Origin of the sequence: Fodinibius sediminis, from assembly GCF_900182555.1 — a bacterium.
Taxonomy (GTDB): domain Bacteria; phylum Bacteroidota; class Rhodothermia; order Balneolales; family Balneolaceae; genus Fodinibius; species Fodinibius sediminis.
Genome location: NZ_FXTH01000001.1, coordinates 218,127 through 241,801 on the forward strand (window position 1 = coordinate 218,127; position 23,675 = coordinate 241,801).

Below are 23,675 nucleotides of genomic sequence, written 5' to 3' on the forward strand. Positions count from 1 at the left end.
TGGAAATCATTTTGTCTGTTGGATAGATTAGATAACGGTGGATAATATAATTGCGAACGCCACAGAAAACAATTTGTTTTAGGGATCGACCCATATTTCACGGCCGTCGGAAACCAGTTTAACCGCACCTTCGAGACTGGTGAAGTACAGCTCGTTAGTGTTTCTGCGCAATCGCTGAACAGCTGTTTGGTGAGGATGCCGAAATGGGTTGCGCCATCCCAGCGAGACTACGGCCACCTCAGGACTTGTCGCCCTGAGAAAGTCTTCCGTGGAACTGCTGCGACTGCCGTGATGGGCCACCTTCAGGAAATCCGTATTGATAAGATCCGGATATTTTTTCAGCAACCGCTGTTCCTGCCCGCTCTCAGCATCGCCGGTAAATAAAAATTCCATTGAGCCATAGACTACTTCAAATACAAGTGAACGGTTATTCACATTGGAGACGGAGGAAGCCTTTCCATCGGGGCCGTATACCAGGAGCCGGGTGGCGGCATCCAATACCACGCTGTTGCCGGCTTTCAGTGTACGCACCGGCACCCTTTTTTTATCAGCAAGCTCATGGTAAGCGTGATACAGCCGGGAATCGTAGGCCGAACCGGAATTATATATGGTATCAACAGAAAGATTCCTGATCAGCTCTTCTGTTCCCCCGATGTGGTCGGCATGTGGATGCGAAAGGAAGAGCCCGTCCAAGTGGTCAATACCTTCGGCCTTAAGATAGGGCAATATTACATATTCAGCACTGGTGTAACCCGGCTTCCATGGGCCCGAATCTATAAGAAAATGCTTCCCGGCGGGCGTCCGCACCAAAACGGCATCGCCCTGCCCAACATCAAAAACCGTCAGTACCAGCGTGTCGGGGTACAACTTTAAGTACAGGTTGTGCAGCTGGGGCACACACAAAAGAGCCAGTATCAGCGAGAACACCTTCCACCGCAGTTTGGCAATCGGAAGGGCCGCTGTGAAAAAGATGAGCATTGCCCATATGACAAACTGGATGCCACCTTCCACCTGAACCTGCATCCAGCTCCCCTCCCAGCCGGAGATCTGCTTGACCAGGCGGTCGAAAAGGCGAAAACAGTAATCCACCGGAATATTGAGCGTTCGAGACAGCCACGGGCTAACTAGCGAAAACGGCAGCAGTATCAGGGCAAGCGGCACGATGATCCCCAAGACCGGTACTACCAGGGCATTGGCCAGGGGTCCGGCAACAGAGAACTCTCCAAAATAATATCCCAGCAGAGGGAACAGGCCCATCTGTACAACCAGAGAAATAACCATAACCATGACGGGCGTACCGTACCAGCGGTGTTTTACCCACTCGGGGAGCCCATAACTTATCACTGGTGCCACCAACAATATAATGTAGACGGCGCTGAAAGAGAGCTGAAAGCCAATAGAAAAAAGGTCCTCTGGAGAGAACAGCAGGATCAGCAGCGCCGCCACAGCCGTCAGGTTCCTGGAATTCCGTACCTTGTGAAAAAGACGGCCATAGATGAGCAACCCACCCGTCAGCGACGCGCGTGTCACAGAGGCCGAAAACCCGGTCAATCCCGCATAGAAAAACAGTAAAAGTGTGACAATCAACAGACCCATTTTTTCTCCGTGCGGGATGCTCCAGCACAGCGGCAGCAGGACCCAGAAAGGGGCCAGTATAAAGCCGACATGCAATCCGGAAACAGCCATAATATGCGACAAGCCTGCACGGGAGAAGGCAAGCCGTGTTTCGCGGCTCAGCTCATTTTTATCCCCCAGCAGCAATGCTTTGGCCAGGGGCGCGGCATGACGGCTGAAATTATGCTCTACTGACGACTGCACTTCGCGCCGGAGCATATTCCACATCGACGGCCGGTGTGAAGACCGGACGGCCCCGATACATTTAATCCCGGCCTGCAGGTATATTTCCCGGGAGGCCAGATACTCTTTGTAGTCAAATTCGTGCGGATTTCGCGGTTCCTCCAGTGGATAGACCACAGCAGAAACCTGCAGGTAATCACCCAATTCAAGCGGAACAGGCAGGCGGACCTCCCGGAGATCCAAAACCGCTCGCAGGTTATATTCCCTCCCCCATACCAGCTTTGACGGAAAGATAGTGCTGTCTACCACAATATCGATATGGTACTTGCCGGTGCTCGATGGCCTGATACCGGACACTTCGCCGCTGAACGTCAGCTGCTGCCAGCTGTAGGCGCTGATAACCTCCGCCTCCACCGACCTGCCATTCCCATCAAGGACACTATGCCAGAGTCCCCCAAAGAGCATCAGCATCCACAGGTAACAGCCGACAGCTGCATAGTAGGTCCAGGGGTTCAACCTGCGTTCATAAACAAGTTCGCTCATCAGGTACAGAATCAAAATGCCCCCGAAACTGACCATCCACCACCAGAAATCCGGATCAATATAAAAATCCAGTGCAATTCCCGTGGCCAATAGCAGCACCAGCCTCACGGCCGGGTATGAAGCAAAAGGGAACCGGTATGTCTGATAAGCATCCACATAAGTATGATCGTTTCAGGAGCCTATCCTTACAGATTAATTACCCACCGACGGCTCATTACTGGCATCCTGCGGGTTGGCCGGCACCTCGCTTTGAAATCACGGGATCGGTACTTATTATAAATCTCTCAATGACCTCCAACAAAATGACAATCCATGCGGTTAAGCAAGACCTTTTTTTATATCCAGTTTCTGGCTGTTATCCTCCTCACGGGGTGCGCTCAATCCAGTAACCAACAAGAGACGGCCGCCCCCCGGGGTGAAACCACTCAGAAAGAGTGGGCCATTGTGATTCACGGGGGTGCCGGCGTAATTTCCAGGGAGATGCCGGACTCCACCAAACAGGCTTACAGGGAAGACCTGGATGAGGCCCTGAGCATAGGAGAAACCATTCTAAAAGATGGAGGATCATCGGTAGATGCCGTGGAACAGGTTATCAACTACCTGGAGAATAATCCTAAATTCAATGCCGGGAAGGGAGCGGTCTTTACCCATGACGGCGATCATGAGCTGGATGCGGCGATCATGATGGGCCATTCACGAAATGCCGGGGCCGTCACGGGCGTCAGAACCGTAAAAAATCCCATTTCCCTGGCCCGGCTGGTGATGGAAAACTCCAAGCATATATTGTTCGCCGGCGAGGGAGCCGAACAATATGCCGATGAGATGGAGGTAGAGCGGGTCAACCAGGACTATTTCTATACCGAACGCCGCTACAAAGCCTGGCGCCGGGCCATCAAAAACAGTGATGCCCAATCATCTGCATCAGGCCTCTTCTATGACAAAGACAAATATGGCACCGTTGGGTGCGTAGCCCTCGACAAAGATGGACAACTGGTTGCCGGAACTTCTACGGGAGGCATGACCAACAAACGATATGGCCGCGTGGGCGATGTTCCCATTATCGGCTCCGGGACGTATGCCAGCGAAGTTGTTGCTGTTTCAATGACTGGCTGGGGCGAACGTATCATGGAGGCCGTATCGGGACATACCGTCAGCGAGTACATGAAACACAAACCTGCCACCCTTCGGGAAGCCGGCTCCTATCTGCTCCGCGAGGTGCTCAACCCGGGAGATGCCGGGATGATTGCCGTTGACAAAAATGGAAATACCCTGATGGATATGAATACCCAGGGGATGTTCCGCGGAAAAGCTGACGCCGACGGCAACCGCGAGGTGGCCATCTGGGAATAAGGATCGCTTGCAACACCCCGAAAGAAGTACCGGTCGTATTTTTTGACCCCTTTTTCCCGAATCCTGCGTATTAATGGGTGAAGTAAATCCATTAATAAACACTTATCGTCACTATGCGAATCCAGCATCTTTTTATACTGCTTTTCTTTTCATTCACTACCCTGACGGGCTGTTCAGACAATAGCACAGGCAGTGATGGGGGCTCTTCAAATAAAAGTTTAGGAGTTCGCCTCGTCAATACGGGTTCAGAGGACCTGGAGGTAGAAACCGGCAGTGACAACAAAATAACCTTCTGTTACGATAAAGAAGGATGTACCGAGCTTGGTGGAGGTGGATTCGCAACGGTCTTTCCCGATCAAGAAATGGTGTTCAATGAATCCGACCCGGACAAGTTTGCCATCGGAGTTAAAGTAGGGGTCAAGATAACCGCGGGCAAAGGTAAAATTGAAATAGTACGCGGCGAGTCTTACCGCGATGACGCTGGTTTCCTGGAATTCACTCCCTCTGAAGTTGTCCATACCTCCGATACCTATACCGCGGGAGATACGGCCGTATTTGAGTGGGGAGAGACAGACTAGCAGCAGAATGCCCGGGATCCACATCCCATCCCAATCGATATTGTGCGAAAAGTCAGTCCGGAAGATTAGACCGGGCTGACCGGGAGCGGTTGAGCTTGGCTATATATCGTGATAAAAGCGATGACGAAGCTCTTGAATATAGATGCCGATATCATTCCGGAGTTCAAACAGCTGCTCGTGAAAGGCAAGGTATTGTTTCTTCGTAATAAGGGAAGTGCCTTTCAGATCCCGCTGTAAAATAGTCAGCGCATCATTGGCACAGTAGAGGGCCTGCTTGGTGTAGGCGATATTTCCGCCCAGAAACTCCCGCTCAAAACCAAAAGCATATCCCCCCGCGATTTTAGCTCCCACCTTGAGTACATTGCCCACGAAGTCGGTGCAGTGCCCTTTTAGAAACTTGGGATTACGGTACTCAATCCACTGCAGGATACCAACGGCAAGTTCCCGGGAGTCATTGTAAATATCAAGCATCTCGATAGAGCCGTGGCTTGAAAGTGTAAATTCATCGCTCAGCTCTTTCCATTCCTCTCCCTCGTCAAAATCGTCCTCCTCATCAAAGAGAAACTCCTCCTCTTCCCATTCCTCCCATAAGAAATCGTCATAATCATCATCCAGCTCCTCTTCGTCATCCTCAAAATAGGGATCTTCGTATTTCAGTTCTTCCTCGATGAATGCATCGACTGCTTCCCGCTCGTCCCGGTTTTCCCGGAGAAGAATCAGCCATCTCGGGGTTGAATCCGAGGCATCCGGGGCTATGAACTTCCGGAGCTGGGTATTCTGCTTGGCTATCTCATTCAAATGGGCCTCCCACTGGTGTTCATCCCAAATATCATCATTGAAATTAGCAAACATAACAACAGCACCCAGCTGATGAGTTTAACATTGGCATTTTTTATAAATAACGTAATTTGCCAATCAATTGGTATTAAAAATATCTGGAATAGCCAACTAATCCTCCGCGGAGGCTCCCACCGCTTTCCGGTGTTTTGACAGGGCCTGCAACCCGTTTTATCCCAGGATTCCAACTGGCCTTGCCCTCCGGACAATCAGAGCCGTTCCAGCACACCCATAAGAACCTTGGTCATCCTGGGCTCCGCAATGCCGGCGGCTTTTAGCACTTTCTCGATATTGACCGGCTCCAGCGCATCGGGAAAACATTCATCGGTTATGGCGGAAAGGCCAAGCACCTCCATCCCCATATGGACTGCAGCGATCACTTCGGGCACCGTACTCATCCCGACGACATCGGCCCCGATCATACGCAGAAACCGGTATTCGGCCCTGGTCTCCATGGTAGGACCGCTCAGGGCCAGGTAAACCCCCTTATGCATCTTTATCCCCCGTTCCAGGGCCACTTCTTCGGCAATATCCTGAAGACGCTGCGTATAGGGCTCGCTCATATCCGGGAACCGGGGACCCAGCTCGTCATCATTGGGACCAATAAGCGGATTGTCTCCCAGCATGTTGATATGATCGCTGATCAACATGATGTCCCCGCTGCTGTAGTTGGGATTCATGCCCCCGCAGGCATTGCTCACAATCATTGTCTGTATATCCAGTGCATTAAGCACTCGCACCGGAAAGGCGATCTGCTGCATGGTATAGCCCTCGTAATAGTGAAAGCGGCCCTGCATGGCTACAATCTTTTTTCCGCTGAGATTTCCGAACAGGAGCCTCCCTTCATGACTTTCAACCGTGGAAACCGGAAAATGCGGAATGTCATCGTAAAATATCGTATCCTGAACGTCAACCTGGTCTGCCAGGCGGCCCAAGCCTGTTCCCAGGATAATCAGATAATCCGGACGGAAATCGGTTTGCTCTTTGAGATAGGAAAGCGCTTTATCACGTTTTTCTCGAAATTCCTGAACGGTTTCTCGCTGCATAGGGCAGTGAAATTATTGAGTTGTTTGGATGATAAATTTTAGAAGGCCCAAGATAGAAAAAGGAGCATAGAAAAAGTAGACCTTTCCTTCCGGAGCCCCCTCTATCCCAACAGTACTATTTCGTTTATGAATGTCTGTCCACCACAGTCAATCCAACTCATCGATGATGTCATCCACATTTTCTGCACCGGGGGGCAGCGGTTGAGGTTCCGCTTCAGCGTCTTCCCCCTCCGAGGATCTTTTCTGCTGCCGCTCCACGCGTTCTTTTAATTTTATGGACACTTCCCCCTCCTCATCAGGCAGGTTAAAAAGAGACGCCTCGTCTTTGGAGAATTGCTCGAGCGACTCCTGGGCCATTTCGAGATAGGAACGAATGCCCCCGATAATCTCCTTGCGGCGATCCAGCAAACGGATAATGCTCTGCCGTACCTGCTGGCGCTGCTGGGTCGCATCTCGGATTATCGTTTCAGCCTCCATTTCGGCTTTTTCTATTTTGGTCTGCGCCTCGCGCCGGGCACCGGTAAGCTTCTGTTCGGCCGATTCCTTGGCCGTTTGCAGGGTTTCATGAAGCGCTTCCTCCACCCGCTCATAGTGCTTCAGCTTTTCCTCCAGATCATCAATTTTTTTCTGTAGTTCACGGTTTTTCGAGACCATGTGTTCCCATTCATTCGACATGAGATTAAGAAATGCCTCTACCTCTGCTTTGTCGTAACCGCGAAGCGATTTCTCAAAATTCTGCTGTTTGATCTCAAGTGCCGTTAATTTCATAGCAAAATGCCCTAAAGTAGGTGAAAGTTATTACTGTTATTAAAACCTATCGTTCGTTCAACATGTTCCGGAGGCTTCCTCCCGGATCAGCCGCAGAGTTGCGCTCATCGTTATCTTCCAGTTCTATGGATTTGCTTGCCTGTTCCACTGATTCAGCTTGATGAGGCAGTGACTGGGACTCGGTCTCTTCACCAGCCACAATAGCTTCCAAATTACGAATGCGCCGTTCACTGTTGGACCGATATTCCATAAAAGCCTGGGCAAGGTTGTCAAAATCTTCCTCTGTAATAGCCGTGTTGTTGCGGTTGATCCAGGTCTTTATCAACCCCACTATTTTTGCAAAAATAAATGCAACCAGCCCAATTCCCCCGACAGCTCCCACAAGTGCTACTACCATCTCTTCAAATGTCATATTGTATTCCTCCAATTGTTATGCAATGCCAGAATCCTGCTGTCATTAGCCTCTTCAGGGGTACGGAATTTAAAATAATTGCCCCTGAGCTGTATGATGTCATGGCTATGCTGTTTTTCGATCACTATACTACCTAACCCAGCACAGGCTTTCATTGCGAACTCCTGCCGCCTGCAAGGTAATGTACTAAATCTTAGCGATATTGAAACATCCTTATAACGATTTTACCCACTAATAGTTGCGTTCGCCGAATATGGCACGTCCAACGCGCACCATGGTTGCCCCCTCTTCGATAGCTACCTCCATATCGTTGGTCATTCCCATTGATAGGTGTTCAAGCCGAATATTGTCAGAATCATACGACCGGTGCTTATCACGCAGCTGTCGAAGCCGCTGAAATTGGGGGCGCACCGCCTCTGCGTTGCCCTTTTCCACAAAGGTCGCCATCCCCATAAGTCCGCAGACCTCCACATGCTCCAGGGCCTGTGCATATTCAAGAACGGATGCCAAGTCTCCGGCTTCACAGCCTCCTTTCTGCTCCTCCCCGCTTATATTTATCTGAATAAGTGTTTTAATGGTCCGGTTGATACGGGACGCTCTTTTTTCTATTTCCCGGAGATATTTCTTCTTCTCGATTGAATGAATCCAGTTAACCCGATCAACCATGTATTTGATTTTATTGGTCTGGAGGTTCCCGACCATATGCCACTGGATCTGCTCTTCATCACAGGCCTCCATCTTTTCCTGGAGTTCTCTGGCGCGGTTTTCACCGAAATGAAGTTGTCCACAGTCAAAAGCGGTTTTGATGTCGTCCAGCGGTTTCATTTTGCTGACAGCGATGAGCCGGACCTCTTCTGGGTCGCGCCCGGCACGGACGCAGGCCCCGGCTATTCGATCCTTGACGGTGGCGAGATTTTGACAAATATCCTCAGACATAAACACTTATTTAGGGTTGCAAAATGGTAGTTCCAATCGGCTTTCTGCTGTACCTCCTCCATATAGCGTACAAGAGGTGCAGAATGATCTTAAAAATAAGCTTTTATGAAAGGGATTAAAATGGTATTTTATGAGCCTGAATTAAAAGATCGAATCCCAAACACCATTGCTCCTAATTCTGAGTATCTTTTATTTCGATTCTAGATTAGTTATGCATCGGCTCAGGTGCTTCGAAACCAAACCATCAAAGTACGGAGGCCGATAGCCCGCATGAACACGCAGGTTCAGCATATTTCTACCTTCCTCGACCAATGGGCACCCCCCAGTACAAAGCTCGACTACGATAACGTTGGATTATTAGTCGGCGACCCCAAACAACCCGCCTCCCGCATTCTAACTTGTCTTGATGTAACCCTTGAGGTGGTAGAAGAAGCCATTGACCGAAAGTGTGATCTTATTGTAGCGCATCACCCCCTTATTTTTCAAAGTATCGATCGGATCAATCCTACCAATGAACAAGGGAAGATCATATACCAGCTCATTAAAAACGACATCGCCCTTATTGCCGCGCACACCAATCTCGATGCTGCGCTCGACGGTGTCTCATTTGTTCTGGCCCAGAGCCTGGGACTTGAAAATCTGAAGTTTCTTGATAACAGCTATCCCATCAGCCGCAAGATTGTGCTCACCACCAGCCATTCCGACAGTGAATCGGTCTTAAAGCTGCTCAACTATTATTCCGCAAAAGAAGCCCATTACTACAAGGTAGAGGGACGCAAACAAGACCAATACACCTACGAAGCGATTATGGATCAGCATCATGTAGGTGATCTCAAGAAGGAACTCAAGAAAAACGGCCTGCTGCATCGGGGCAGCTTCCAGGTGATGGAGGTGGCAAACCCGTCAAACAATGTGGGCATGGGCGTGGTAGGCTTTTACCGCGACAAGGGATTGACGCAGCAGCAGTTTCTGGACGTCGTATCCAACGTGTTGAATGTGCCTGCCGTACGGTTTTCAGGAAGTGCGGAACGGATCAAGAAGGTAGCCGTTTGCGGCGGTGCGGGGGTCTCGCTTGCCCAGAAAGCCATTGCCGAGGGGGCTCAGGCATTCGTAACAGCTGATATTAAATACCACGATTTTTTTACCGATACCAAGAACTTTTTACTGGTCGATGTAGGCCATTATGAAAGTGAAGTGCCCATGGTGGCGGCACTTCAGCAAGAACTGAGCGAAGCATTTGAACACCTTGAAGTTCTTGAAACGCAAATAACCACCAATCCAATGCAGGTTTTCATACCTGAACATAACCAAAATCCGCAGGAATAAACCACGATAACCGAATCTATGGAAGAAGTACTTCAACAATTAGCTAATCTTCAGTATATCGACACCAGAATTGATGAGCTAAAGCAGCTACGGGGTGATCTGCCGGAAGAAATTCTCGATATTGAAACAGACATCAATCGCTACGAGGCACAAATTAAGCGGCTTGAGGAAGAAAAGAAAAACCTGAAAGTAGAGAAAGACAACCTCGAGCTCGAAATCCAGGATGCCCAGAATAAAATGGACAAGTACGAAGAACAGCAGATGTCGGTCCGCAACAATCGGGAATACGATGCGCTGACGAAAGAGATCGATTCTCAGAAACAGGTCATCGAGAATGCCGAGTCGCGCAAGGAGGAGATCGAGAAGCGAATGGATGAAATTGACCCGGAGATCGAAGAAGCCCAGGCGCAGCTGGAACAGGTCGAAGCGCTGTATGAAGATAAGAAGCAGAACCTTGACAAAGTTGTCAAAGAGACGGAAGAAGAGGAAGAAATGCTTCTTGATAAGCGCGAAGAGGTTGAAAAAGATATCAGCCAACGCTACCTGAAAAGCTACAAGCGACTGCGCAACGGCCTCTCCAACGGACTGGCTGTTGTACCGATGGAGAAAGGAGCGGCATTGGGAATGGCACTGCCTCCGCAAACCCAGGTCGAAGTTCGCCATAAGAATAAGATTATTATTGATGAAAATAGTGGACGCATTGTGGTGCATCCATCTTTTTTCAAGAAAGCCAAAGAACAGCTTTCGCTGTAAGAACAGCACGCCACGATCATTTACTCTTGGTCCGGCCCCGTATATTGCAGAGTCCTGTTGCCCGCCTCTATTCTTTTGGGTAGAAATTTCGTATCTTTTTTATGGATGGTCGGGCAGCCGCTCGCCAAGGCGAGAGGAAAGTCCGAACACCGACAAGCACTGTGCTTCCTAACGGGAAGTGCCGGGCAACCGGTAAGAAAGTGCCACAGAAAACAAACCGCCCCGGCGTTTAACGCCGGTGGCAAGGGTGAAAAGGCGAGGTAAGAGCTCACCGCTCCGATGGTGACATACGGAGGCACGGTAAACCTCACAGGGTGCAAGCTCATGCAGGCAGTGCGTTGCTTGTCGCTATACTGCCGGGTAGAGTGCGCAGGCTCTGGAGCAATTCAGAGATTAGATAAATGGTTGTCATCCTGACTGCTGCAATGGCAGACAGGATACAGAATTCGGCTTACAGACCATCCCACGATTTATATCAAAAGGCTGTCTAACAAGGGCAGCCTTTTGTTCTTTCTGCAGCCGACCCCGCCAAACCACCAGCGCGATGTCAGGGAAATAAACTTTCATTTAAGATGACAATGAGCTTTATTAGTAAACCAACTAACAACCACAGGTCATCCTAACCTCAGGATTTGTCAACAACGATCATGAATTCCAAAGAACTCCGTACCCTTCAACACCCACTCAAAGAAGAATACAAGACGAATCCCCAGAAAGCCGAACTGCTGCTGCATGCCGAAGGCAAGCTGGGTGCCGATATCTCATGTGAAGTCGAAACGGATACCGGTGTTGCTGAAGCTGGACTTCATCCTGCAACAGGTGGAGACGGCTCGCAGGCCTGCTCGGGCGACATGCTGCTCGAGGCGCTGGTTGCCTGTGCTGGCGTCACCCTGAAGTCGGTGGCTACTGCCATGGACATCACGGTTCATGACGGCACAGTAAAGGCGGAAGGACTGCTCGACTTCCGCGGAACCCTCGGGGTATCGCGGGAAGTTCCGGTGGGATTTAAATCAATAAGCCTGACTTTTGATCTCGACACCGATGCAGAGCCCAAAAAAATTGAAAAACTGATAGAGCTTACCGAACGGTATTGTGTGATCTATCAAACCCTGAAAAACAGTCCCGAGCTGAGTGCCAACCTCCCCCTCCATTAAATAACGCACCGGCGCCTAGGCTGAAAGATAGGAAGCGGGATCCTGACGGTAAAATTCCTGCAGCTGCCGGTAGAGCTCCGGATGCTTATGCCTGAGTTCTACGGGCTTTTCAAAGAAGGCTTCCGTAATAACCGCAAAAAATTCAGCCGGGCTGGTAGCCCCATAGGCATCAATCAGGGTCTGCTGATTTTGTTCTATGGCATGAAGGAACTTCTGATACTCCCCACCAACGACCCGGGCCCATGAAAGATAGTGGGATTCATCATGATCCTGTTCAATCTGGTCGGTGGCCCCGTATTCATAATCCAGCTGGTGGGCGAATTCATGAAACACCAGGTTCTCGCCGTCGTGGATGTCTGAGGCTCCTTTCCTCACTTCATCCCACGCCAGCACCACATGCCCCCGCTCCCAGGCCTCCCCGCGGCGCTGCTGGAAGCCCTCCTGAACAAAAAAGCTGCTGTGACGGTTCTTTATTTTGACCACGTAGGGCTCGGGATAAACCAGTACGGACCGCAGATCATTATAGAAATAGGTTAAATCCTCAATACCCAGCAGCAGGATGGATGCCTGTGCAGCGATTGTCACCCGTATTTCATCGGTCATTTCCAGTCCTGCACAGCCCTCAAAATGTTTTTCATGCAGAAAAACCTGCACCAGTCCCTGCAGTTTCTCCTGCAATTCGGCAGGCAAATGGCTTACATAGGGCACATTGCGCAGGAGCACGGCCTGCCATGACTCCGGAAAGGACTGCCCGGCCCATCGTTTACGGCGCCACGTCTTAAACCCAAACATGGCAATGCTCCTACAGGTTTACTTTATAGGTTCCCTTGTATTTGCGGTCAATATCGCGTTTCATATCACGCTCCTTGATATCCTGCCGCTTGTCATGACGCTGCTTCCCTTTGGCAACACCCAGCAATATCTTGGCATAGCCCTTCTTGAAGTATAGCTTAAGCGGAACGAGGGTATATCCCTTCTGGCTGACGGCCTTGTCAAGCTCGGCAATCTCCCGTTTGTTCAGCAGCAGCTTCCGGGGACGGCGTTCATCGTGGTTGGTATAGGAGCCCTGCTTATACGGCTTGATATACATATCCCGCAGCCATACCTCCCCATCCTGAAGGTAGGCGAAAGACTCGCTCAGGCTGGCATTGCCGCTGCGCAGTGACTTCACTTCGGTTCCCTGCAGCACAATACCCGCCTCATAGGTATCCTCAACGTGATATTCATGCCGGGCTTTTCGATTTTTTATCGTCGGCGTGTTAGTAGCCATAATTGGACAAGTTTCAGTGTTCGGTTTTGCAGCGATCGGGACGTACAGGTGTTAAATAATCATCCTTCCAACCTGTTTTAATATTCAATACCCAGCGCTTCCAGATCCTGAAGGATCTCTTCTCCGGGTGATCGGTCGGGCATCGTTTGATAGATCCCCATGATCTGCTTGATCTCTGAACGCGCTTTCTGGTTATCGGGATTAATCTCCAGCACTTTGATGTACTGCTCCAGCGCTGATGTCATGCGATCACGCATGCTGCTGTCTTCCGGACCACGGTATTCGAGGTACAGCCCGTAGTTCAGATACGTTTTTTCCTTCAGTTCGGCCAAATCCTCTGCGGTCTCCTCAGCATTGGCATTTTCGAGCAGCTGTATTGCTTCCTGGTAGCTATCGTCGGCGAGCAGCTGATCGACTTCCTCCGAAAGATTTTCAGGGGTTGAGCCGGAGCAGGCCACAAATAGCATGGATAACAGAAAAAATGAAACGAAACGCATGAAATAATGAAATTTAAAAAATTAGAAATAAGCTGTTCAGGCATCAAATCCGATGCCGTTAAGATAAGGAAAAGATAGCTATATCAAATACAGTGGATTAGGACTGATGCATACCACAAAGATCCCCATACTCATCCATCCCAAAAGGGAGCGAGCAGGATTAAGTGGTCGTTCGTAAAGTGCCGGTGGATGCTCAATACCCACCAGGTAGGCGGTAAAAAAGGCCCATACTACCCAGATTAATGATCCCGATTCACTGATACTGCCCACATAGAGATAGAGGTAGGCGGCGGATGCAGCTAATGATATCGCCAGCATCGGAGCAATCCAGCGATGATCACCGTGAAATGCTTTGCGGAGCAGAAGAAATAGCACAGCAGCCCAGATAAGCCAGCTGAGGATCCCCCCCGTTAACTCGTATTCGAGCAGCGACAAGTGAATAAAGGGAATGATCTCAATACCGGCCAGAGTTACCAGCAGGCCGAAGAAAATACGCGCCACCGTCTGGTGTTTCTTAAAGCCGATAAGAGAATACAAAATATGCCCGCCGTCCAGCTGCCCCAGGGGCATCAGGTTCAGCGCCGTAAAGAAGAGCCCCAGCCATCCCGCAAAGAGAAAAGGGTAATGATACATTTCCCACATTGGCGGTACATTTTCAAAAAAAGAGGCCAGAAAGCTGTAAAGCAACGTGTTGCCCAGGATCAGGGTCTCCCCATTGGTCTCTCCCGGCGGGTCTTCCGGATACGTTCCATGCTCGGCGACATAGCTTTTAACCGCTTCATGTCCCTCGAACTGCTGGATGTAGGAGGGCTCGGGCAGGGTGGAAAAGCCATACAGCAGAATGGCCAGGGAAACCACAAAACCCGCCAGGGGACCTGCAATTCCCACATCAAACATCTTGTAGTTATCATTGATCTTCTGCTTGATCCGGATTACGGCCCCCAGCGTGCCAATGCCGAGCGGTACCGGAATAAAGTAGGGCAGCGTAACCCTGATCTTGTGATAAAGTGCTGCAAAATAATGCCCGAACTCATGCACTCCCAGAAAGCCCAGCAACAAGCTGGCAAACAGCACCCCGCGGTAAAAATCGGTTTCAGTAGGCAGGGCCACCGGAAAGGGCGTGGGTTCAAAACCGACGAAGCTGGATCCGGCCAGCGATACCAACACAAAGGTAAGCACAAAAAGGCCGAGGTGCTTGGCAATGGTCGCACCATCAAGCTTCGGTTCCTCTTCTTTTTGCCTCGCCTGTGCAGGATTGACGGGCGGTTGGTCGTAAATCTGGTTACTTCTGTCTAGGGAAGGTTCGTTATCCAAGATAAAAATAATTTAATTGGCTCTTGTGATAGGCAGCGTCATACAACGTGCTCCACCACGACCCCGGCACAATTCATGGCCAATAAACTTAATGGCAATTTTCTGACTTCCGGGATCAAATTCTTTTTCTTCAAATTCCTCGATAAATTCGTGTTGATTCATCAAACGATAGCCGTGCCGGTTTAGTTCACGAAATGTATTGGTGTTTCGCTCATAACCCACAATGATGCCTGGAGCCAGGGCAAAAACATTGGCTCCGTCGGTCCACTGCTCTCGGAACTGGTTCGTACGTTCCGCTCCGCCACAGCTGATAAAGGTCAGCTCCCGCTGCAGAAAATGCTCCAGCGCCTCCTTCAGCGAGGGCATCGACTGATTGATGATGTTGCCGTCTGCATAAGAGAGCGCCACCACATTGTCGCGGCGCTCGGTGATAGCGGGAGGAAAAACAATGCATTCATCATCATCGCAGAAGGTAAAGATGGTATCAAGATGCATGGAGGACCGCTGCTTGGGAATATCGACGGCCAGCACATGCTCAATGCCGTTTTCAAGCAGCTTCTCGGTCGCCTTCATCAGGCCGCTGAAGGATGTTCGTTCGCTCATGCCAATCAGCACCACACGGTCGGAGACCACCAGCACATCCCCGCCCTCGATGGATTCCTGCTCGCCAATCTTAATGATATTATCGCGCACCCCGGCAAAATGGGGATGGTACCTGGCCAGCGTTTCCATCAGAATAGCCTCCCGCAGGCGGGCCTTTTTAGCCGGACGTGAAAGCAACAAACTGTCTCCAACAACCGCGGCGAGGTCCCGCGTAAACAGCAGGTTGGGCGTGGGCAGCATCGTAAACCCACCAATTGCCGGTGTGGCCCCTTCAATGACAAACTGCAGCAGCTCACCGGGCTGCAGCTGCAACAGCTCCTCTTCTATGGTGTGGAGATTTTCTTCGCTTAGTCGCTTGACAAGCTCTTCGACAAAGAAGGCCCGGGCATCCTCCTGCTGAAAACACTCCAGGAAGAGGTCGTTGATTTCAAGAACCTCACCGTCTCCCGGCATGGCTGCTTTGAAGATCCGGATCATATCCAGGTGTTCCCGGCGCGCGTCCTCCTCGAAAATGATATCATCGAACAGCAGCTGATCTTTCAGCTCCGGGTTTACAAGCGACACTTCATGCCCGGGAGTGTGTACAATAACCCTTTTAAGCCGGCCAATCTCGGAATTTACGGATATATTCATAATATCAATGGGTTAGCAAGGAGGCATCTGGTTCCCCAGAATATACGTTTTGATTGCACAATTTTTAAATTATGTTTTTTGTTATATAAAAGTGCAATAGAATGGTTATTTTGGTCGACGGTCGTTTGATGTACTCCATGCAGTTTATTCAAGCGATCTCTTTTAGAATTTGATGGACCCCTGCAATGCCTGAAAAAAAAGAAATAGAATCGCTCGTCTATTTACTGGATGATCCCGATCCCTATGTACAGTCGGAAGTCAAAAAACGCCTGTTTGAACTGGGTGATAATGCGGTTCCCCTGCTCGATCAGCGAAAAAACGAAATCAACGACGAAAAGGAACGGGCGCTAATCAGCGAAATCATCCAGTGGATTACCTACAGCAGTGTCGAGGAAGATTTCCTTGACGTCCTGGGAAACGGTTTGAATGACCTCGAACAGCTGGAAAAAGCGATCTTCATTCTTGCCCGTTTTGACAACCCCACGCTGCGGGCCAGCGAGTACCGGCAGCAGCTCGACCGGTATGCCGAACGTATTGCGGCCGATGTGCAGTACTCCCTGTCAGAAACACAGAAAATGCACAAGGTGCTGGACCTGGTCTTCACGGACCTTGAATTTTCAGGAAGCATGACCGATTACTACAACCCGAAGAATTCCTTCCTCAACCAGGTTATGGACCGCCGCAAGGGACTACCCATCTCTCTTGGACTGATTGTCCTGTTCATCGCCCGCCGGCTGGATCTGCCGTTCCGCGGTATTAACATGCCGATCCATTTTATGCTGATGTATAAGGCGGAACAGGAAAAAATATTGATCGACCCCTTCGATCACGGGAAAATCGTGACCTATAACCAGTGTTTCTATTTTCTGGAGCAGAATGGGGTTACGCCCAAAAGCGAACATTTCCAGCCCTCCAGCGAGCCTGTGATACTGGCCCGGTGCATCCGGAATCTGATCAGCAGTTACGAGAAAAAGGATCTTTCTCACAAAACCGAAGGGCTGAGCCATCTCCTCCAGACCGTAGAGATGATGACCCACCTCTGACAGAGCCGAAGAAAGGCACGGCTGCAGCCTGGTTCTCACCGATTATCGCTCAAAACCAAAGGCGTCTGTGGGCGTTTCATCAAATTTAAACGGATTAATCTGTCCGGCCAGCCGGTGAAAGGAGGCCGCCTCTTCCTCATTACCGTTGAATTTGTGAATGTCGCCCGCCAGTTTGTACAGCGTAGGATTCGCCGGCGCCTGATCGAGCAGGTGGCGCAGGAGCGGGATGGCTTCTTCAAAATTCTTGTTTTCTATGTAGATGGCCAACCGATACAGGTCGGCGCGCAGGCTCTCGTTCGGGGACTCCAGCTGATCCAGATAATATAAGCAGCGGGAATAGATGTTGCGGTCGAAGTAAAAGCGCACAAGCTGATAGATGAGCGTGGCCGGCAGCTCAATCCCTTCCAGACGATCTTCGAAGCGGCGCAGGATATCCCGCTTATTCATAACCATAAAGAGGTGCACCAGACGACACAACGTCTCCGGGTCATGCTCCGAATTGAAAATCTCGGTTCGCATCTCATCCGTAAAAAGACGGGCAAACTGGGCCTTGATCTCTTCCTCGGGGAACAGTGGATTTACCAGTTCATCGAGCGCCAGCAGCTGATCAAAATTACTCAGTGCTTTGAGTTCTTGTTCGGAAAATTTCTCAATTCCCCATTTCTCGTTAAAATAGGACACGTTTTTCCAGTACTGCCGGCTCTCGGTATCCAGGTCCAGTGGGAATGTGGTTGTGCCCAGGTGATGCGTCACTTGCACATGCGGAGCAATACCCACTTTGTGGCCGGCTGTGCGCGCCTGAAAACAGAGGTCGATGTCTTCGAAAAAGGCAAGCTCGTAGTGTTCGTCCATGCGCAGCCCGGTATCGGTGCGCAGCATCATGCAGAAACTGTCGATGTATTCGGCGGGCACCAGCCCGGGCCCCTCAGAATCAATATTGCGTGTGGACTGATCGGGATTGTAAGTCTTGTCAGCCGCCGGACCGACCAGGGCATACTCCGGGTGAGCCTCCATAATTTTTTTCAGCTGCCCCAGCCCGTCACTGCTAAACTCAACATCATTGTGCATGATGCACGCATAGGGCGTTTCGGCCTTCTCCAGCCCCTGGTTCACCGAGGCTGCAAACCCCCTGTTCTGCCGATTGGTGATGACCCGGCACCGCAGGAACTGCTTCTCCTGCAGTTCCTGAAGATAATCATGCGTGTCGTCAAGACTGGCATTATCGATCACTATCAGCTCAACACCGGAGAGGTTGCAGTGCTCCGAGACCGAGAGCAGGCAATGTTCCAGCGCCCCCTTCCCGTGCACCGCCGTAGGAATGATGAGCGTGATCTCCGCCGGTTCTATGTCACCGGAGGTCTCCCCCTCCCCACTTTCGGCATGCTCCTCATCCTTTTTCTGCTCGGAAAGCACCTTCTTGTTAACCTCATGCTTGAGTTCCGAGGCCTCCACAAACCGGCGCTTTTTCTCCAGCAGCTGTATTTTGAGCTGTTTGGCCGCAGGGTGAGACGGTCGATCTTCGAGCACCTCCTCTATCAGCTCCAGCGCCGCATTGAACCGGCCGTCCTTTTTCAGGGCCACGGCCTTATTGAGCATCTCGATTTCAAAATCACGCTCGCTGAGGGGAGGTTCTTGGGTCTCCAGCGACTGCAGGGCCTTCAGGATAGTATTCCGTTTTGACCCCGCCCCTTTCAGTTTGCGCAACAGGGTAAACAACATCTCCTGCCGCAGGGCGGAGGACGGAGGCGGGATGTCTTCCATGGGGCTGGGGCGCGACCAGGGCTGGTCACTGAACAAAAACGGGATTCCGGTCATGCGCTCGGCCAACTCCATGGCGCCGTAACTATCCAAAAAGGGATTAAAATAACGGCGGACGCCTGGAAGCTGCTCCAGATTCCAGATAAAAGCCCCATCTGTGGGCCACTGGTTTCGCTTGACAAGCCCCAGCCACCCCGATTGATCCGCGGGAAGTTCATGACGCTGCACAATGCCCGGTTCGCGTGCGCCCTCCAATCGATTCAGACTGGCAACAAGCTGCGACTCGTTGATCTCACTGATCGTCTCGGGAGCCCAGAAAAGCGACCCGTTGCTTTGCAGGAGAGCCTCGTTGAGCGCATGGCCGCGTCCCGACCGCTGCCCGTGTTCGTAATAGAAGGTTTGTTCGTGCTGGTAGTAGTCAAGTACTGACTGGATAACCTCGTCGCTGCCGTCGGAGGAAGCATCATCGATCACAAAAAGCTCAAACGAGATATCGCCACATTCATACAGCGATGTCAGCGTATTTTCAATAACATCCTTCTGATCCTGAACGACAAGCGTAACCGTAAGCAGCGGGGTATTAGACATAGACTAGCTTCCCAATGATGTAAGTTTGTTCTGTCGAAATATACGAGCTGAAAAGAAAAAGGCGAAAATTATTCATCGCTCATTTCGCTGCAAAGGCAGCGATTTCATCTCCCCGCGGTGGCGTACGATGATTTTTGCTTTTCATCAAGCCGCTGGTGCGCCCTTTAATCAACAGTTCCTATCACTCCCATAAAAAATATCGACTCAATCTTTCATACTATTTTTTGTATCTTTGGATGAAATTAATCAAGGAAACTACTGAGTACATAATGGAAGATATTGCAGGAAAGACATTTGATGTCGTTGTCGTAGGAAGCGGGCCGGCCGGTCTGACAGCTGCCCTTTATGCAGCCCGTGCCGATTTAAAACCACTGGTTTTTGAAGGTCCCGAACCCGGGGGACAGCTAATGCAGACCACCGATGTGGAAAACTATCCCGGCTATCCCGAGGGCGTACTGGGTCCTAAAATGATGCAGGATTTCCGCGAACAGGCCGAGCGCTTTGGAGCGGACTGCCGCTATGGAATGGTCACCGATATTGATTTCGGCAGCCGCCCCTACAAATTGACCATTGACGAGGAAAACGAACTTTTCGCCAAAGCCATCATCGTTTCCACCGGGGCCTCCGCCAAGTGGCTGGGACTTGAAAGTGAGCAGCGTATGCGCGGCAAGGGGGTTTCAGCGTGTGCAACCTGCGACGGCGCCTTTTTCCGCGACCAGCATGTGGTTGTAGTAGGCGGCGGCGATACGGCCATGGAAGAAGCGACCTTCCTCACCAAATTTGCCAGCAAAGTAACCGTTCTGCACCGACGCCAGGAACTGCGCGCCTCCAAAGCCCTGCAGACCCGCGCTTTCAATGATGAGAAAATTGAATTCCTGTGGGACACCGAACTCCAGGAAGTGCTGGGCGAGCAAGTGGTGGACGGAGTCAAGGTGATCAATAACGAAACCGGTGACGTAACGACGCTCGAGGATGTGACCGGTGTCTTCATCGCTATCGGACACAAGCCGAATACCGACCTGTTCAAGGAGGTCCTCACCACCGACGAGGTTGGCTACATTGTGACCAAAGGGAAATCAACGGAGACCGATCTTGAAGGTATCTTCGCCTGCGGTGATGCCATGGACCCGACCTATCGGCAGGCGGTAACTGCAGCCGGAACGGGCTGCCGCGCAGCTCTTGATGCGGAACGGTTCCTGGCTGAAGAAGAAGTAAAGAAGGCCGTAGCCGCGGAATAGAACCTATTTTCAGGCATTGAAAATCAGGGGCCGGTGCTGGCCGGGAGCCGGCGCTCTCAATGCCTGACTCCCTATTCTTCGCTGTCTTCTCCTTTCTTGCCCACCGTTTTCTCAGCCTGCTGCTTCTCCTCAGCCGCCGTATCAGCCTCCTCTTCATCCTTGATTTCAATAAACTCGGCTTCTACTTCATACTCATCTCCGTCATTCTGCTCCTCTTCGGGATAGCGTTCCACGATGATCTTGATGTCGTTCATAAACAGCGCAAACATGCTTATGGCCGATACCACAGGTGCAACGGCCGTCAGTACGGCCGTTCCCGCCAGCCCCACCGTCAACTGCGACTGAAACAGCACTTTGCCATTCTTGTCCTCAATGATGATTCTGCGTGCATTGCCCTCTCTGACAAGCTTCTTAACCTGCCGTATGATTTCAGAGGCCGTACCTTTGATCTCTTCCGTAAAAGTCTGTTTTGATGATCTGTTCTTCATAATCATGGGTCTTTGTTAGGGTGCCGGCGGTGTCTCCGTTTCTGATTTGACGGCTCTTCTTCTATGGCCGCCTGAACCGCATATTCAATAATATCCATTTTTTTTGTAAGGATTTCACTCTTTCAGGATCATACTACGTAAAAGGAACCAGAAAGATTCAGCCAAGGGGTTGCCATGTTATCAAGAGTCTATTGTGCTTCAACCATCGGAGTTGATGCCCGCCTTATCGAAGTCGAAGTAAACCGAACAGGGGGCATGCCCAAATATTTCCTGGTTGGTCTGCCCGATCGTGCCGTCAGCGAATCGAGTGACCGCATCGAAGCGGCCCTGGAAAACTCCAATGCCTCCTTCCCCGGCGGACGTATTACCGTCAACCTCGCCCCGGCCGACCTGCCCAAAGAAGGCAGTGCCTTCGACCTGCCCATTGCCGTAACCCTGCTCCACGTTTCTGGACAAATCAAAACCGAGGGACTAAGCGACACCCTGGTGCTGGGTGAACTCGCCCTGGATGGCAAACTCAGAGCCGTCAAAGGCGTGCTCCCTATGGCCGTACAGGCCCGCGAAAAGGGCATCGGGCATATGATTGTGCCCGCCGCCAACGGCCCGGAAGCAGCCGTTGTGGACGGAGTTCAGGTCTATGCTTTTGACCATCTGAAGCAGGTGATGGGCTGGCTGCGCAACAGGGACAGTCATGATCCACTGGATGTGGATGTAGAAGCCATGTTCCGCCGGAACGACGACCATGAAATCCTTGATTTCAGCGATGTTCGCGGCCAGGAAAACGTCAAACGGGCCCTGGAAGTGGGGGCGGCCGGGGGGCACAATATCATCATGGTGGGTCCTCCCGGATCCGGAAAAACCATGATGGCCCGGCGCCTGCCTGCCATACTGCCACCTCTCACCCTTGATGAAGCGCTTGAAACCACTAAAATCCACTCCGTAGCCGGCCTTCTGCCCAGCGGGGAGGCCCTGGTCACCGCGCGCCCCTTTCGCTCCCCGCATCATACCGTTTCGGATGTAGCGCTGGTGGGCGGCGGAAGTATTCCGATGCCCGGAGAGATCTCCATGGCGCACAATGGGGTGCTTTTCCTGGATGAACTTCCCGAATTCAAGCGCAGCGCCCTGGAAGTGATGCGCCAGCCGCTGGAGGACGGCTCCGTCAGTATATCCAGGGCCCGGATGAGCGTCAGCTATCCCAGCCGTATCATGCTCGTTGCCTCCATGAATCCCTCGCCCACGGGCGACTGGTACGACCCCGGCGATCCAGCCGGTGCCTCCCCCTCGCAGATGCAGCGATATCTCAGCAAGATCAGCGGTCCCCTGCTCGACCGCATTGACCTGCATATTGAAGTACAAAAAGTGAGTTATGACGAGCTCTCCAGTAAATCACGGGGCGAATCTTCTGCCCAGATACGCAGTCGCGTGGTTCAGGCACGCGAAGTTCAGAACCAGCGCTTTATAGGAATTGAAGGCGTGTACTGCAATGCCCAGATGAATACAAAAATGGCGCGAAAAATATGCAAACTCGACGATGCCGGCGCCCAGATGCTCAAGAAAGCCATCACCTCCCTTGGACTCTCCGCGCGGGCCTACGACCGAATTCTAAAGGTCTCACGGACCATTGCGGACCTTGAGCGGTCGGAATCCATCCAATCAAACCATATTGCAGAAGCCATTCAGTACCGCAGCCTCGACCGCGAAGGATGGCTGGGCTGATAGGCCGGCGTCCTGCGGCCGCCCGTCCCATTGCTACTGACGGACTTATTTTATATCCTTTTCCTGGTGAACGCTTGAATCGCTGCAGCCGATAACAAGAACCCCGATAACGCACGATATTCTCATGAAACAGTCCGGCTCTGTCCCATCCTCCGAAAACCTGCCCATCTATTATGATCTCTACCTCCCTGATATGGTGGAAAGTTCATCCTCTTTGCCGCTGATTCTTTTTTTACACGGATTCAAGGGATTCAAGGACTGGGGCGCCTTCCCTGATGCCTGTGAAGCTCTCAGTTCCGCCGGCTTTGCGGTACTGGCCATCAATTTTTCCCTCAATGGCGTCGGACAAAGCATGACGAACTTTGATGAACTGGACCTCTTTGCACGGGAAACCCTGAGCCAGGACCTTGATGATGTGGGAGCTGTCATTGAGGCCCTCGGGAAGAATGATATCGAACCACCGGAACCCTTTTCCCTGCGGACAGATGCCATGGGCATTATTGGTCACTCCCGGGGCGGGCACACGGCTGTAGCTGCCGCAGCAGAATACCCGGAAATACAATGCCTGGTCACCTGGTCGGCCGTGGCTGACTATAATGCCCGCTGGAGCAATCAGATGATTGAGGATTGGGAAAAAGAAGGCGTAACGGAAATTGTGAACGGACGTACCGGTCAAATCATGCCGGTTAAAAAGGTCGTTTATGAAGATGCATTGGACCACGCCGATCGACTGATAGCCGTAAAACGGGTTCAGGAGCTTCAGATTCCCGCCCTTTTTATCCACTCGAAGGATGATGAGGCCGTCCCTGCCGAGGAAGCTCGGAAACTATTCAACCACTGTCCCTCCGATCAAAAAGAACTGCAGCTGATGCCCGATTCTGGCCACACCTTCGACACTTCGCACCCCTTTGAAGAAAAGGACTTCCCTCCCGTCTTCCGGCAGGTTCTGACCTACACCCGGAAATGGTTTCAACGATTCCTGCAATAAGAGCGCCTGCCACACAGTTATAAACAGAGCGGTACGTGT

22 protein-coding genes and 1 other RNA gene are annotated in these 23,675 nt (G+C 51.3%); 10 read left to right on the top strand and 13 right to left on the bottom strand.

Translation table 11 applies throughout. The features are described 5' to 3' along the window. Window positions 1-78: 78 nt before the first annotated feature. Window positions 79-2,496, bottom strand: coding sequence for a DNA internalization-related competence protein ComEC/Rec2 (locus FN808_RS00975; protein WP_142712666.1), 2,418 nt, complete (start codon window positions 2,494-2,496; stop codon window positions 79-81). Between the two features lie 156 nt (window positions 2,497-2,652). Between FN808_RS00975 and FN808_RS00980 the strand changes: the two genes are divergently transcribed. Beyond that, a complete protein-coding gene (locus FN808_RS00980) occupies window positions 2,653-3,690 on the top strand; it encodes an isoaspartyl peptidase/L-asparaginase family protein (protein WP_142712667.1) in 1,038 nt (345 codons plus the stop codon). Between the two features lie 113 nt (window positions 3,691-3,803). Then, window positions 3,804-4,268, top strand: a complete 465-nt coding sequence (locus FN808_RS00985; protein WP_142712668.1) for a hypothetical protein — start codon at window positions 3,804-3,806, stop codon at window positions 4,266-4,268. A gap of 99 nt (window positions 4,269-4,367) precedes the next feature. Here FN808_RS00985 and FN808_RS00990 read toward each other — a convergent pair whose 3' ends face one another. From FN808_RS00990 to FN808_RS01010, 5 genes are all read right to left on the bottom strand, one after another. Then, complete coding sequence (locus FN808_RS00990; RefSeq protein ID WP_142712669.1) at window positions 4,368-5,120, bottom strand: hypothetical protein; 753 nt, start codon at window positions 5,118-5,120, stop codon at window positions 4,368-4,370. Window positions 5,121-5,314: 194 nt separating this feature from the next. Next, the gene (locus tag FN808_RS00995) at window positions 5,315-6,151 is read right to left on the bottom strand and encodes a purine-nucleoside phosphorylase (RefSeq protein ID WP_142712670.1); all 837 of its coding nucleotides are present in this window, start codon (window positions 6,149-6,151) and stop codon (window positions 5,315-5,317) included. Between the two features lie 147 nt (window positions 6,152-6,298). Continuing rightward, window positions 6,299-6,919 carry a DivIVA domain-containing protein gene (locus FN808_RS01000; RefSeq protein WP_142712671.1) on the bottom strand — a complete coding sequence of 207 codons (621 nt, stop codon included), beginning with the start codon at window positions 6,917-6,919 and terminating at the stop codon, window positions 6,299-6,301. A gap of 46 nt (window positions 6,920-6,965) precedes the next feature. Further along, the gene (locus FN808_RS01005) at window positions 6,966-7,331 is read right to left on the bottom strand and encodes a hypothetical protein (RefSeq protein WP_142712672.1); all 366 of its coding nucleotides are present in this window, start codon (window positions 7,329-7,331) and stop codon (window positions 6,966-6,968) included. Between the two features lie 231 nt (window positions 7,332-7,562). Beyond that, window positions 7,563-8,267, bottom strand: a complete 705-nt coding sequence (locus tag FN808_RS01010) for a YggS family pyridoxal phosphate-dependent enzyme (RefSeq protein ID WP_142712673.1) — start codon at window positions 8,265-8,267, stop codon at window positions 7,563-7,565. 270 nt (window positions 8,268-8,537) lie between these two features. On the opposite strand from FN808_RS01010, the gene FN808_RS01015 reads away from it, so the two are divergent. The 4 genes from FN808_RS01015 to FN808_RS01030 all read left to right on the top strand — a co-directional run bounded on the left by FN808_RS01015 (window position 8,538) and on the right by FN808_RS01030 (window position 11,500). Continuing rightward, window positions 8,538-9,593 (top strand): Nif3-like dinuclear metal center hexameric protein, encoded by a 1,056-nt coding sequence (locus tag FN808_RS01015; RefSeq protein ID WP_142712674.1) that lies wholly within the window; start codon window positions 8,538-8,540, stop codon window positions 9,591-9,593. An 18-nt stretch (window positions 9,594-9,611) separates the two neighbouring features. Beyond that, the gene (locus FN808_RS01020; protein WP_142712675.1) at window positions 9,612-10,346 is read left to right on the top strand and encodes a zinc ribbon domain-containing protein; all 735 of its coding nucleotides are present in this window, start codon (window positions 9,612-9,614) and stop codon (window positions 10,344-10,346) included. A gap of 101 nt (window positions 10,347-10,447) precedes the next feature. Beyond that, window positions 10,448-10,816: RNase P RNA component class A (gene rnpB / locus FN808_RS01025), an RNA gene on the top strand. Between the two features lie 177 nt (window positions 10,817-10,993). Further along, window positions 10,994-11,500 carry an OsmC family protein gene (locus FN808_RS01030; protein WP_142712676.1) on the top strand — a complete coding sequence of 169 codons (507 nt, stop codon included), beginning with the start codon at window positions 10,994-10,996 and terminating at the stop codon, window positions 11,498-11,500. A gap of 15 nt (window positions 11,501-11,515) precedes the next feature. Here FN808_RS01030 and FN808_RS01035 read toward each other — a convergent pair whose 3' ends face one another. The 5 genes from FN808_RS01035 to FN808_RS01055 all read right to left on the bottom strand — a co-directional run bounded on the left by FN808_RS01035 (window position 11,516) and on the right by FN808_RS01055 (window position 15,817). Next, window positions 11,516-12,292 (bottom strand): M90 family metallopeptidase, encoded by a 777-nt coding sequence (locus FN808_RS01035; RefSeq protein ID WP_142712677.1) that lies wholly within the window; start codon window positions 12,290-12,292, stop codon window positions 11,516-11,518. A 10-nt stretch (window positions 12,293-12,302) separates the two neighbouring features. Then, complete coding sequence (gene smpB, locus FN808_RS01040) at window positions 12,303-12,770, bottom strand: SsrA-binding protein SmpB (protein ID WP_142712678.1); 468 nt, start codon at window positions 12,768-12,770, stop codon at window positions 12,303-12,305. A 77-nt stretch (window positions 12,771-12,847) separates the two neighbouring features. Continuing rightward, window positions 12,848-13,267, bottom strand: coding sequence for an outer membrane protein assembly factor BamD (locus FN808_RS01045; protein WP_142712679.1), 420 nt, complete (start codon window positions 13,265-13,267; stop codon window positions 12,848-12,850). Window positions 13,268-13,345: 78 nt separating this feature from the next. Then, window positions 13,346-14,581: a site-2 protease family protein gene (locus tag FN808_RS01050; RefSeq protein ID WP_185958184.1), complete on the bottom strand. Its 1,236-nt coding sequence runs from the start codon at window positions 14,579-14,581 to the stop codon at window positions 13,346-13,348. A 12-nt stretch (window positions 14,582-14,593) separates the two neighbouring features. Continuing rightward, complete coding sequence (locus tag FN808_RS01055; RefSeq protein ID WP_142712681.1) at window positions 14,594-15,817, bottom strand: arginine deiminase; 1,224 nt, start codon at window positions 15,815-15,817, stop codon at window positions 14,594-14,596. A gap of 185 nt (window positions 15,818-16,002) precedes the next feature. Here FN808_RS01055 and FN808_RS01060 point away from each other — a divergent pair, with 185 nt between their 5' ends. Further along, window positions 16,003-16,860, top strand: a complete 858-nt coding sequence (locus FN808_RS01060) for a transglutaminase family protein (RefSeq protein WP_142712682.1) — start codon at window positions 16,003-16,005, stop codon at window positions 16,858-16,860. Window positions 16,861-16,902: 42 nt separating this feature from the next. Here FN808_RS01060 and FN808_RS01065 read toward each other — a convergent pair whose 3' ends face one another. Then, on the bottom strand, window positions 16,903-19,206 hold the full coding sequence (locus tag FN808_RS01065) for a glycosyltransferase (RefSeq protein ID WP_142712683.1): 2,304 nt from the start codon (window positions 19,204-19,206) through the stop codon (window positions 16,903-16,905). Between the two features lie 269 nt (window positions 19,207-19,475). On the opposite strand from FN808_RS01065, the gene trxB reads away from it, so the two are divergent. Continuing rightward, window positions 19,476-20,444, top strand: a complete 969-nt coding sequence (gene trxB / locus FN808_RS01070; protein WP_142712684.1) for a thioredoxin-disulfide reductase — start codon at window positions 19,476-19,478, stop codon at window positions 20,442-20,444. Window positions 20,445-20,515: 71 nt separating this feature from the next. On the opposite strand, the gene FN808_RS01075 is transcribed toward trxB, so the two are convergent. Beyond that, window positions 20,516-20,932 carry a DUF4342 domain-containing protein gene (locus FN808_RS01075; protein ID WP_142712685.1) on the bottom strand — a complete coding sequence of 139 codons (417 nt, stop codon included), beginning with the start codon at window positions 20,930-20,932 and terminating at the stop codon, window positions 20,516-20,518. 174 nt (window positions 20,933-21,106) lie between these two features. Between FN808_RS01075 and FN808_RS01080 the strand changes: the two genes are divergently transcribed. Continuing rightward, on the top strand, window positions 21,107-22,648 hold the full coding sequence (locus FN808_RS01080; RefSeq protein ID WP_142712686.1) for a YifB family Mg chelatase-like AAA ATPase: 1,542 nt from the start codon (window positions 21,107-21,109) through the stop codon (window positions 22,646-22,648). A gap of 124 nt (window positions 22,649-22,772) precedes the next feature. After that, a complete protein-coding gene (locus tag FN808_RS01085; protein ID WP_142712687.1) occupies window positions 22,773-23,636 on the top strand; it encodes an alpha/beta hydrolase family protein in 864 nt (287 codons plus the stop codon). Window positions 23,637-23,675 lie beyond the last annotated feature (39 nt).

Coding starts and splice junctions, on each gene's coding strand:
- FN808_RS00980 (WP_142712667.1), top strand. CDS start 2,653: ATGCGGTTAAGCAAGACCTTTTTTTATATCCAGTTTCTGGCTGTTATC.
- FN808_RS00985 (WP_142712668.1), top strand. CDS start 3,804: ATGCGAATCCAGCATCTTTTTATACTGCTTTTCTTTTCATTCACTACC.
- FN808_RS00990 (WP_142712669.1), bottom strand. CDS start 5,120: ATGTTTGCTAATTTCAATGATGATATTTGGGATGAACACCAGTGGGAG.
- FN808_RS00995 (WP_142712670.1), bottom strand. CDS start 6,151: ATGCAGCGAGAAACCGTTCAGGAATTTCGAGAAAAACGTGATAAAGCG.
- FN808_RS01000 (WP_142712671.1), bottom strand. CDS start 6,919: ATGAAATTAACGGCACTTGAGATCAAACAGCAGAATTTTGAGAAATCG.
- FN808_RS01005 (WP_142712672.1), bottom strand. CDS start 7,331: ATGACATTTGAAGAGATGGTAGTAGCACTTGTGGGAGCTGTCGGGGGA.
- FN808_RS01010 (WP_142712673.1), bottom strand. CDS start 8,267: ATGTCTGAGGATATTTGTCAAAATCTCGCCACCGTCAAGGATCGAATA.
- FN808_RS01015 (WP_142712674.1), top strand. CDS start 8,538: ATGAACACGCAGGTTCAGCATATTTCTACCTTCCTCGACCAATGGGCA.
- FN808_RS01020 (WP_142712675.1), top strand. CDS start 9,612: ATGGAAGAAGTACTTCAACAATTAGCTAATCTTCAGTATATCGACACC.
- FN808_RS01030 (WP_142712676.1), top strand. CDS start 10,994: ATGAATTCCAAAGAACTCCGTACCCTTCAACACCCACTCAAAGAAGAA.
- FN808_RS01035 (WP_142712677.1), bottom strand. CDS start 12,292: ATGTTTGGGTTTAAGACGTGGCGCCGTAAACGATGGGCCGGGCAGTCC.
- smpB (WP_142712678.1), bottom strand. CDS start 12,770: ATGGCTACTAACACGCCGACGATAAAAAATCGAAAAGCCCGGCATGAA.
- FN808_RS01045 (WP_142712679.1), bottom strand. CDS start 13,267: ATGCGTTTCGTTTCATTTTTTCTGTTATCCATGCTATTTGTGGCCTGC.
- FN808_RS01055 (WP_142712681.1), bottom strand. CDS start 15,817: ATGAATATATCCGTAAATTCCGAGATTGGCCGGCTTAAAAGGGTTATT.
- FN808_RS01060 (WP_142712682.1), top strand. CDS start 16,003: ATGCCTGAAAAAAAAGAAATAGAATCGCTCGTCTATTTACTGGATGAT.
- FN808_RS01065 (WP_142712683.1), bottom strand. CDS start 19,206: ATGTCTAATACCCCGCTGCTTACGGTTACGCTTGTCGTTCAGGATCAG.
- trxB (WP_142712684.1), top strand. CDS start 19,476: ATGGAAGATATTGCAGGAAAGACATTTGATGTCGTTGTCGTAGGAAGC.
- FN808_RS01075 (WP_142712685.1), bottom strand. CDS start 20,932: ATGAAGAACAGATCATCAAAACAGACTTTTACGGAAGAGATCAAAGGT.
- FN808_RS01080 (WP_142712686.1), top strand. CDS start 21,107: ATGTTATCAAGAGTCTATTGTGCTTCAACCATCGGAGTTGATGCCCGC.
- FN808_RS01085 (WP_142712687.1), top strand. CDS start 22,773: ATGAAACAGTCCGGCTCTGTCCCATCCTCCGAAAACCTGCCCATCTAT.